We start from the raw sequence: 7,444 nt of genomic DNA on the forward strand, positions 1-7,444 counted from the left end.
CGCCGTCGATGCGGGTGCGGGCGCGGACGGCCTTTCGCTCCTCTGGTTTCAGGGCTGGGAACAGGGCCTCCATGACGGCGCCCGGCGCGATCCGGCCGCGGCCGAGGGAATCGTACAACTCCTCCTCCGAGGCCAGGCTGAGCCGCTCAAGGGCGGGCGCCAGGCTCGTCTCCTTCAGCTTCTTGCCGGCGCGGACGAAGGCCTGTTCGAGCGAGCTGCGGCCAAGCTTGCCGAACTCCTCGCGCTCCAGCAGGCGGATGTGGCGCCGGATGGCCGAACGCGCCCGGCCGGTGACAGCGAGCGAACGCCAGTCCGGCGGAATGGCGGCGCCCTTCTCGCGGATGATCTCGACCACGTCGCCGTTCTGCAGCAGCGTCCGCATCGGCCGGTGCTCGCCGTTGACCAGCACGCCGACCGCGGAGTCACCCACCTCGGTGTGGACCGCATAGGCGAAGTCCAGCGGCATGGCTCCGGACGGCAGGGTGATCAGTTCACCCTTTGGCGTGAAGACGAAGACCTGATCCAGGTACATCTCGAGCTTGGCGTGCTCGACCCACTCGTCGGACTCCCCGCCATGCTCGACGACCTGCACCAGATGTCGCAGCGTCTGAAGCGGATCGCGTCCACCGGCCTCGACCACGGCGTCCGGGTCGAATCCATAGCTGTCGTCCTTGTAGCGCCAGTGCGCGGCCACCCCGTTCTCGGCGATCCGGTCCATCGCCTCGGTGCGGATCTGCAGCTCGATGCGGACGCCCATCGGCCCCACGACCGTCGTGTGGAGCGACCGGTAGTTGTTAGATTTCGGGGTCGAGATGTAGTCCTTGAACTTTCCCGGAGCCATGGACCAGGCCTGGTGGATCACCCCCAGCGCCGCATAGCACTCGGCCTCGGTCTCCACGATCACCCGAAAGGCGTAGATGTCCGACAGGGCGGAGAATCCAACCGACTTCCGCTGCAGCTTGCGCCAGATCGAATAGGGTGTCTTCTCGCGGCCATAGACGCGGGCCTCGATACCCGCGGCCTTGAGCGTGCTCTCCAGCTCGGCCGTGACACGCCCCACCGCCGCGCCCTGCTCCAGCTTCAGCGCCGTCAGCCTGCGCAGGATGGCGTCGCGCGCCGAGGGGTGCAGGTGTTCGAACGCGAGCTCCTCCAGCTCGGTGGCGATGCGGTGCATGCCGATCGAGCGGCCGAGCGGGGCGTAGACCTCGAGCGTCTCGCGCGAGATGCGTTCGCGCTTCTCGGGCTTCACGTACTTCAGCGTCCGCATGTTGTGCAGACGGTCGGCCAGCTTCACCAGCAGGACACGGACGTCCTTGGAGATGGCCAGGATGAATTTCCGCAGGTTCTCGGCCTGCCGGACCTGCTCGGCCTGGAGTTCCAGGCGCGAGAGCTTGGTCACGCCCTCGACCAGGTCGGCGACCTCGGTCCCGAAGCGCTCGGCGATATCCGCCTTGGTGGCCGGGGTGTCCTCGATGACGTCGTGCAGCAGCGCCGTGATGATCGAGGCGGTGTCCAGCCGGTATTCGGTCAGGATGCCGGCGACCTGAATCGGATGGGCGAAATACGGATCGCCGGACGCACGCAGCTGCGCGCCGTGCATCTGGGTGGCGTAGACATAGGCCCTGTCGAGCAGCGCCTCGTCGGCTCCCGGGTCATAGGACTTGACCCGGTCGGTCAGCTCGAACTGGCGAAGGTATTTGGCGCGGGCCGGCGGACGTGAAGTCGATTCGTTGGCCGCCGTTTCCCGCGACGCCGGCTGGTTCGCCGCCGTCGGGACCGGTTTCGGACCTTCGACCTTGGCGTCCGTCAGTAGCGCTCCTCCTGACCGCCGTCGCGGTCGCTCTGCAGCGCGCGCAGCAGCTCGTGCTCGCTCATCTGCATGTGCTGGGGTTCGGCCAGCAGGGCGAGGGTTTCGGCCTCTTCTTCCTGCTCGGTGCGCTCATCGACGCGCTGCAGGGTGGTGACCAGGTTCTCCTGGAGCACGTCCGGGCTGACCGCGTCCTCGGCGAGTTCGCGCAGGGCGACCACCGGGTTCTTGTCGTTGTCCCGGTCGAGCATCAGGGCCGCGCCGTTGGAGATCGAGCGGGCGCGATGCGCGGCCAGCAGGACCAGTCCGAAACGGTTCGGGACCTTCTCGACGCAGTCTTCGACGGTGACGCGTGCCATGCGGAGTCTCTTTTCAGGAAGTCGGGGAGTAGCCGATGAAGATAGCGGTTCGCCTTCGCGGGTGCAACATCAGGCGGGCGAGCAAGGAATCGGCTCGCGGTAGATGGCGGGTGCGGGGTCGAGCCGACGCGCCTGCGCCAATTCCGCTTCAGCTTCATCGCAACGCCCTACCCCAGCGAGCGCCGCTGCAAGGCTGTGGCGCACCGGGGCAACGTCGGGAACCAAAGCGATCGCTCGTTCGCAGAAGGGCAGACCCTCGGCGGCGCGATGCATCAAAGTGAGGATGTAGCATTGGGAATTCAGAACCGCCGGCTCGTTCGGACCGAGTTCGAGCGCCACAGCGTTTGCCTGCAAGGCCTCGTCATATCGCTCCAGGGTCAGCAGCGTGACGGCACGATTGGCCATGACCATCAAATCTCGCGACGGATTTGCGAGGTAGGCGCCCAGCACAGTCTCAAACGCCGGGTCCTCAGCCTCGTAGAGTATCGGAAGAATAAGAGCGTAAGCGGTGTCCGGATCGGGGTTGGCTTCTTCCGCGGGCCACCGGCCTCGCCCTGCCAGGATTTCTGAGGCAAGGCGCGCGTCCGCCAGAGCCTCTTCGCTCCGACCGACACGGTGATAGGCGTTGCCTCTGATCGCGTGGAACATCGAGTCGCTCTCGATCTGACTGCCAGGGGGTTGCGCCGCATCGAAGTGAAGCACCGCCGTCGCATAGTCCCCTTGCATCGCAGCGCGACTGCCGAGGTTCATGTGAGCGAGGGCGTACCAGGGCGTGCCCGGCTGGGCGGCGTTCACGCAGGCTTCCAGAGCCACGCCCTGTGGTCCCCACTCGCACTCCGGAGGCGGCCCAGCCTCGCTTGGCTGAACTGAGATAAGTGCCGCCAGCGCGAGCGCCGTAAGTCCAATCATTACAATCCTCCCCACTCGGCCGGAGAGACTTGCAGCTTTGGGCCTCCCAATCCAGCGCTTCGCCTATATCGCTCTCGCGTCGAGACCCACGGTGCAGCGCTCCACCAGCACGGACGCCGCCTCCCCCGTCTCCGGGCATCGCCAGTCCGGCGCGATCTCCGCCAGCGGTCCCATGACGAAGCGCCGCTCCCGCGCCCTGGGGTGGGGGACGATCAGGCCGCTTTCGTGATCGACCGTGCGGCCGTGGGCGATCAGGTCGAGGTCCAGCGTCCGGGGGGCGTTGGCGACGTGCCGGTCGCGGCCGAAGGCGGCCTCGATGCGTCCGAGCGCGCTGAGCGTCGCGTGTGGGTCCAGCTCCGTCTCGACGATCACGACACCGTTGATGAAAGGCGGCTGGTCCGGGTCCGGCCAGGCGGCCGAGCGCCACCAGGACGAGCGGGCGATGACGTCCAGTCCCTCAGGCCGGAACCGGCACAGCGCGGCCTCGAGCAGCTCGCAGGAGTCCGCGTAGGGCCCTTTCATGTTCGAGCCGAGGGCGATAACGACGGCCTCATCCCACTCAGACATTTTCGAACCGCAGGCCTATTGCCGTGACCTTCTATCCCAACGAACGCATCGCCCTCTTCATCGACGGGGCGAACCTCTACTCCGCGGCCAAGGGCCTCAACGCGGACATCGACTTCAAGAAGCTCATCGACGAGTTCCGCAGGAAGGGCGTCCTGGTCCGGGCGTACTATTACACCGCGCTTTCGGAGGGCGAAGACTATTCGCCGATCCGGCCGCTGGTGGACTGGCTCGACTACAACGGCTTCACCATGGTGACGAAGCCCATGAAGCGGTTCACCGACCATGAGGGCCGCTCGCGCGCCAAGGGCAATATGGACGTCGAGATCGCCGTCGACGCCATGGAGCTGGCCGAGCGGATCGATCACGCGGTCCTGTTCTCCGGCGACGGGGACTTTCGGGCGCTGGTGCTGGCGCTGCAGCGCCGCGGCGTGCGGGTGTCGGTCATCTCCACGCTGAAGAGCCAGCCGCCGCAGGTGTCGGACGAATTGCGGCGGGCCGCCGACACCTTCATCGACCTCGCCGACCTGCTCCCGGTGTTCGGTCGTGAGCGCCGCGGCGGCGATGCGGACGACGCGCGTTGATCGATCCTCACGCGGAGCCGCCCCACGACTGTCCGCTGTGTCCGCGGCTGGTCACCTATCGCCGAGAAAACTCGGCCGCCCACCCCGACTGGTTCAACGGACCGGCGCCATCCTTCGGCGATCCGGACGCGCGGCTGCTGATCGTGGGCCTGGCGCCCGGCCGGACCGGAGCCAACCGGACCGGGCGGCCCTTCACCGGCGACGGCGCCGGAGTGCTGCTCTACGAGACCTTGATCAAGCTCGGCTTCGCGCACGGCCGCTATGAAGCCCGGCCCGACGACGGCCTGACCCTGACCGACTGCATGATCACCAACGCCGTGCGCTGCGCGCCGCCCGGCAACAAGCCGCTGACGAGCGAGGAGATCACCTGCCGGCCGTTTCTGACTGGACGCATCCAGACGCTGCCTCGGCTGAAGGTCATCGTGACGCTGGGCGACGTCTCGCGCCGAAACGTGCTCAAGGCGCTCGGTCAAAAGGCGTCCGCAGCGCCTGCCGGCCACGCCTCCGAGGCTCAGGTCGGCCCGTATCGGCTGATCAACAGCTACCATTGCTCCCGGCTCAATACGAACACGGGCCGGCTCACGCCCGAGATGTTCGAAGCGGTCTTCCGGCGGGCGCGCGCTCTGCTCGCAGACTAGGTCGCCCGGAACGCGAATCGCACGGCCGCGTTCACGCCTCCAGAGGCTTGGGAGGCTTTGAAGTGGCGAACGAAACCGTGCTGTCGATCCGGGAACGCAAGGTGGCCGCCTGGGCCATCGCGATCGGCATGCTCCTGTGCGCGCTGGGCATGACCGGTCGCGGCGTGCTCGCCCAACCCAGCTTCCCGGACCGGCCGGAAGTCGTGGCCTCGGCGCCCGAGGCGCAGCCGATTTCCGACCTGGGCTGATCCCGGACTCCTCAAAGTCGTCCTAGCGCCGTATGGGCCTGCCGACACCGGAGGTCTCCATGCGCCGTTTCGCTCCCCTCGCCTTGTTCGTCGCCGTCGCCGCCTGCTCGCCAGAGCCGGACGCGCCTGAGCCGGGGACTCCCGCCGCCGCCGAGCCGGAAGTCGCCGTGACCGGCGCCTGGTGCCGGCCGACGCCTGAGGGCCGGGCGATGACCGCCTGCTACGCCAGCTTCAACGCCACCACTGACGACCGGCTGGTCTCTGTGATCTCGCCGCGCGCGGCGCGCTCCGAGATCCACGAGGTGTCCACCGAGGGCGGCGTGATGCGCATGTCCGAGATGGAAGGCGGTCTGGCGCTGCCGGCCGGCCAGGCCATCGCCCTAGCCGCAGGCGGCGACCACATCATGCTGATTGATGTGACCGTCCCCCTGGCCCAGGGTGATATGGTGCCGCTCGCTTTCACCTTCGAATCCGGAGTGCAGGTCGCGCTTGAGGCCCCCGTCCGTGCGGCTCCGCCCGAAGGCGGGCCAGCGCACGCCGGTCACGGAGCCTGACACGGGGCGCATAAGCGGCTATAGGCGCCGCCTCACGAGGAACCCATGGCCCTTAAAGTCGCGATCGTCGGCTTGCCCAACGTCGGCAAGTCCACCCTGTTCAACGCCCTGACCAAGACGGCGGCGGCCCAGGCGGCCAACTATCCGTTCTGCACCATCGAGCCGAACACCGGGGACGTGGCCGTGCCCGAGCCGCGCCTGAAGGTGCTGGCCGACATCGCGGGCTCGCGCGAGATCATCCCGTCGCGCATCACCTTCGTGGACATCGCCGGCCTGGTGCGCGGCGCCTCCAACGGCGAGGGCCTGGGCAACCAATTCCTGGCCAATATCCGCGACTGCGACGCCATCGCCTTCGTCGCCCGCTGCTTCGTCAATGACGACATCACCCACGTCGAGAACCGCATCGACCCGATCGCCGATCTGGAGATCATCGAGACGGAGCTGATGCTGGCCGACCTCGAGAGCCTCGAGCGCCGCCGGCCTCAGCTGGAGAAGAAGGCGAAGTCTTCCGGCGACAAGGAAGCGGCCCTGACGCTCAAGCTGGTCGACCTGGCCCTGGCCCAACTGAACGCCGGCCGCCCGGCCCGCGTGGCCGAGGTCTCCAAGGAGGACCGCAAGGCCTGGGACATGCTCCAGCTGCTGACGGCGCTGCCTGCCCTCTATGTCGCAAACGTCGATGAGGCGTCGGCCGCGAACGGCAACGAGCTGTCGGCCCGCGTCGCCGAACGCGCCCGTGCCGACGGGGCCGAGACGGTCGTCATTTCCGCCCAGATCGAATCCGAGATCGCCGTCCTCGACGACGAGGAACAGGCCGAGTTCCTCGAGACCCTCGGCCTGGAAGAGCCCGGCCTCAATCGCCTGATCCGCGGCGCCTATCACCTGCTCGGCCTGCAGACCTATTTCACGGTCGGCCCCAAGGAAGCCCGCGCCTGGACCATCCACGTCGGCGACACCGCGCCCCAGGCCGCCGGCGTCATCCACACGGATTTCGAAAAGGGCTTCATCCGCGCCGAGACGGTCGCCTACGACGACTATGTCGCGCTGAAGGGCGAGGCCGGCGCCCGCGAGGCCGGCAAGCTGCGCGCCGAAGGCAAGAGCTACGTCGTCAAGGACGGCGACGTGATGCACTTCCTCTTCAACACCTGAGCCGCCTCAGTCCGGGCAGCGCGTGAAGGTCACCGACTGGCCGGAGCCGGTCCAGGTGAGCTCCAGCCGGTCGCCGTCGGGCTGCAGGCCGACCTGCTCGACGTTGGTCATGCCCTCGGCCTGGCAGGTGAAGGTCGCCGTCCAGCCGCCGTTGGCGGGCTGGATCTCGGTCATGTCGCAGCTGTTCTCATAGCCCTCGAACCGCGTCGCCGTGATGCGGACGGGACGCTCAGGGCCCGTCGTGTTCTCGCACCAGGCCGGATCGGCGGCCCAGGCGCCGACATAGCCGGCGGGCGTCGGGGTGGGCTCAGGCGTCGGCGCGGGCGTGACGGGCGTCTCGGCCGGGGACTGAGCGGGCGGCGCTTCAGGGCTCTCGGCGGACGGCTCACAGGCGGCGAGCGCGAGGACAGCGGCGGGCAGCAGGAGATATCGGGTCATGCGAGCGAAAACGTCTCAGCCGTCATCTCGCTCCCTCAGGCTGATCGTTCGAGCCAGCCGCAGTAGCTCGCCAGCCGCCCGATCAGGGGCAGCCGGATGTCCACGTCGAAGACGAAGCGGCCCTGTTCGTCCACGCGCTCGTGCGTCTGTGTGCGCGGGGCCAGGAACAGCGGCAGCGGCAGAGGCCCGACCCGCCA

At 68.0% G+C, this 7,444-nt stretch carries 11 protein-coding genes; 5 read left to right on the forward strand and 6 right to left on the reverse strand.

Features of this window, described 5'->3' with window-relative positions; translation table 11 throughout:
• The 4 genes from Q0M60_RS02275 to folK form a co-directional block, all read right to left on the reverse strand.
• Positions 1-1,600, reverse strand: a 1,600-nt coding sequence (locus Q0M60_RS02275; protein ID WP_296815416.1) for a RelA/SpoT family protein, incomplete at its 3' end; no start/stop codon positions are given.
• Between the two features lie 206 nt (positions 1,601-1,806).
• Entirely contained in the window at positions 1,807-2,166 is a 360-nt protein-coding gene (rpoZ, locus tag Q0M60_RS02280) for a DNA-directed RNA polymerase subunit omega (RefSeq protein WP_296815418.1), read from the reverse strand.
• A gap of 69 nt (positions 2,167-2,235) precedes the next feature.
• Positions 2,236-2,961, reverse strand: a complete 726-nt coding sequence (locus tag Q0M60_RS02285; protein ID WP_296815421.1) for a tetratricopeptide repeat protein — start codon at positions 2,959-2,961, stop codon at positions 2,236-2,238.
• Between the two features lie 177 nt (positions 2,962-3,138).
• Positions 3,139-3,642 carry a 2-amino-4-hydroxy-6-hydroxymethyldihydropteridine diphosphokinase gene (gene folK, locus Q0M60_RS02290; RefSeq protein ID WP_296815424.1) on the reverse strand — a complete coding sequence of 168 codons (504 nt, stop codon included), beginning with the start codon at positions 3,640-3,642 and terminating at the stop codon, positions 3,139-3,141.
• A gap of 23 nt (positions 3,643-3,665) precedes the next feature.
• Here folK and Q0M60_RS02295 point away from each other — a divergent pair, with 23 nt between their 5' ends.
• The 5 genes from Q0M60_RS02295 to ychF all read left to right on the forward strand — a co-directional run bounded on the left by Q0M60_RS02295 (position 3,666) and on the right by ychF (position 6,809).
• On the forward strand, positions 3,666-4,223 hold the full coding sequence (locus tag Q0M60_RS02295) for an NYN domain-containing protein (protein ID WP_296815427.1): 558 nt from the start codon (positions 3,666-3,668) through the stop codon (positions 4,221-4,223).
• A complete protein-coding gene (locus tag Q0M60_RS02300; RefSeq protein ID WP_296815430.1) occupies positions 4,220-4,861 on the forward strand; it encodes a uracil-DNA glycosylase in 642 nt (213 codons plus the stop codon). The genes Q0M60_RS02295 and Q0M60_RS02300 overlap by 4 nt, the downstream gene beginning before the upstream one ends.
• A gap of 62 nt (positions 4,862-4,923) precedes the next feature.
• Positions 4,924-5,109: a hypothetical protein gene (locus tag Q0M60_RS02305; RefSeq protein ID WP_296815432.1), complete on the forward strand. Its 186-nt coding sequence runs from the start codon at positions 4,924-4,926 to the stop codon at positions 5,107-5,109.
• 59 nt (positions 5,110-5,168) lie between these two features.
• Positions 5,169-5,663, forward strand: a complete 495-nt coding sequence (locus Q0M60_RS02310; protein ID WP_296815434.1) for a copper chaperone PCu(A)C — start codon at positions 5,169-5,171, stop codon at positions 5,661-5,663.
• A gap of 45 nt (positions 5,664-5,708) precedes the next feature.
• Positions 5,709-6,809 (forward strand): redox-regulated ATPase YchF, encoded by a 1,101-nt coding sequence (gene ychF, locus Q0M60_RS02315; RefSeq protein WP_296815435.1) that lies wholly within the window; start codon positions 5,709-5,711, stop codon positions 6,807-6,809.
• Positions 6,810-6,815: 6 nt separating this feature from the next.
• Here ychF and Q0M60_RS02320 read toward each other — a convergent pair whose 3' ends face one another.
• Both Q0M60_RS02320 and Q0M60_RS14410 read right to left on the reverse strand, forming a co-directional pair.
• The gene (locus tag Q0M60_RS02320) at positions 6,816-7,247 is read right to left on the reverse strand and encodes a hypothetical protein (RefSeq protein ID WP_296815437.1); all 432 of its coding nucleotides are present in this window, start codon (positions 7,245-7,247) and stop codon (positions 6,816-6,818) included.
• 35 nt (positions 7,248-7,282) lie between these two features.
• Positions 7,283-7,429 (reverse strand): DUF4166 domain-containing protein, encoded by a 147-nt coding sequence (locus Q0M60_RS14410; protein WP_366855444.1) that lies wholly within the window; start codon positions 7,427-7,429, stop codon positions 7,283-7,285.
• Between the last annotated feature and the right edge of the window lie 15 nt (positions 7,430-7,444).

The sequence above is a fragment of the Brevundimonas sp. genome, from assembly GCF_024711105.1.
In the GTDB taxonomy this organism is placed as follows: domain Bacteria; phylum Pseudomonadota; class Alphaproteobacteria; order Caulobacterales; family Caulobacteraceae; genus Brevundimonas.